The organism is Salegentibacter flavus, assembly GCF_900115145.1.
Taxonomy (GTDB): domain Bacteria; phylum Bacteroidota; class Bacteroidia; order Flavobacteriales; family Flavobacteriaceae; genus Salegentibacter; species Salegentibacter flavus.
In genome coordinates, this window is sequence record NZ_FOVL01000045.1 from 1 (window position 1) to 2,296 (window position 2,296).

The 2,296-nt window shown below is 40.9% G+C and carries 1 protein-coding gene; it reads right to left on the reverse strand.

Features of this window, described 5'->3' with window-relative positions:
• Positions 1 to 1,733 (reverse strand): immunoglobulin domain-containing protein (locus BM266_RS16850; protein ID WP_449415963.1); only part of this gene is annotated, 1,733 nt, incomplete at its 3' end.
• Positions 1,734 to 2,296: the final 563 nt, after the last annotated feature.

Sequence of the window (2,296 nt, forward strand, 5' to 3'; positions counted from 1 at the left end):
TAGAAACTAATTGTTCCACCATCATCATCGGTGACCGCATCGTTGAGATCAAAGGTTTGAGCACCGGTGTCTGTAGCTTCACAGTCTTCAAGATCGGTTACTACAAGATCAGGATTGTCATATACAGTTACTGTAAAAGATTTAATGGTATGGCAATCTTCATCCCCATCATTATCATTATCAAGCCGGGCCCAGAAAGTCTCAGGGCTATCGCTAAGCAATACGGATACATCAATTGGATCAATTGCATTTTCAGGAACCATAGCATCGGCCTCTGTAATATAAAAGGTCAGAGTTCCCATGTCCTCATTGCTAATCGCATCATTTAAATCAAACGAAGCCCCACCGGTTTCTCCTTCCTCACAAGATTCTAGATCGGTGACATCAAAATCAGGGATCTCATAAATAGTTACAGTCACTTCTCCCCTTGGCCCTTCACATCCATCTACGGTACAGCTAACCCAGAAGGAAGTCGTTTCAGTTATAGGACTGGCAGGGGTATAAGTTGCGCCAGTATACAGCGGAGTACCACCAGTTTCTGCTGCATACCATTTTACAGTACCTTCACAGCCTGTAGCAGTCAGACTACCTTCATAGGGACCGCAATTTTCCACATCGGTAACCTCAGGAGCGGGTGGTGTTAAATCTATTTCAAGCTGGATAGGTCCTACTGGGAAATCTTTTAACTGAGCAGTTCCCGATTCACCGGAGGACCTGGTTCTTACAAATAAGGTACTTAATGAAATACAAGGATCCAGATTGGCTTCAAAAATTCCACTTAAATTTACAGCTCCTTCGACCCATTGATTAATCTCATAATAGTCCTTACCATAGGCATCAAAAGGAACATTCGTGATATTGGTATTAGTTGTGGCATAGATCAATCCTTCATAATCCTCGATATCCTTTAAATCATAATGATATCCCCCACTTCCGTCAGATTCCCATCGCAGGATAGCTACTGTAGCTATTCCTCCACCATTCCCGTAACCAACAGTGACTAATAAATCACCAACAGTACGTCCACCAGTAGCAGCTGAAGCACCACTTTCAAATCCCCCATAGCCCGCCTCGAGCCCTGTCATTGTCAAGCTGGCCTGTAAAAATTCGAAATCTATATAACTGTCCCCATTAGTTACTTCCCTGTCAGCCGCAAAAAGTGCCCAAAGGTCATCAGGGTCACCAGGTTGCCCAAAGAAATCAAGCATTCCATCGTCGCCATAAGCGAAATGAACAGCAACATTTTGAATTTCATTCTTATTAGGAGAAGATCCTTCTCCCCAGGTATAGGTATTAGGATCCTGGTCTATCTTGGCCACCGTAGTAAAGATGGTTGCATCTTTAACATTCCCCATGGGTACATCATCCTGGAGAAAGAATGTATTGTCATAAATAGGGTTTAATGTACCATTGATCGGGTCTCTTCTGAAAATACCACCAGGATTGGTGTTATTGGGATCATCATAATCCTCAAAAAACCAGTCACCAACCAGATTATAAGTGGGATCGGGAGTTCCGGCAGTAGCATCACCATCTACACCATATCCCCCTAATGGAGTTTGCACCGGTACAGCTCCCTCGACAATAACCTGCGAGTAAGCCCCAAACGAAATCAAGAAAGCACCAAGAAACCCGAGGATACCCAGGGATCTGGTAAATTTTCTGAAATAAACTAATAGTTTAAACTGAAAACCTTCGGGATGAAAGCCCTCAGAAAATGTAAAATCTTTCATAATTAAAATATTTTTAAGGTTAGTAATCTTCGGTTAAGAGGATTTTAGGCAGCAAATGATTAGAAAAAGAAATCTACATAGGGGGGATAACTACCTAAACCGCAAGATGCGGTTAGTTTAAAACCTTAAAGGTTTCCAGGGGGAGGATCATAATGGAGCAGAAGATAATTTACTAAGAGGGCCCCGAGTTAGAGTTGCAACTCTTAAATCAAATTTAATTTATTGATCAATACAAACGTAATTGAAGTTAAACATTTTAACCTAAAAACCTCATTTACAATGTTTTTTAAGGGTTTTCCCCTATTACCGAGATGTTAAAAATCAGGTTCTACAAGGCTTAGAAATAAAGAGAAATTATGGTATATAATGAAAGCCGAAAAAAATAAGATCATGGATATTATAGATATCTCAAGCTCTGTTCCCTATTCGAAGGTTTAGAAAAAGAGAATCAGGCCATTATTGGGCATAAAAAAACCCTTCATCAAATACATGATGAAGGGTTTAAAAGAAACCTGCCCGAATGTACCACTCAGTACTGCGACATATTAATGCCCCCCCTTTTG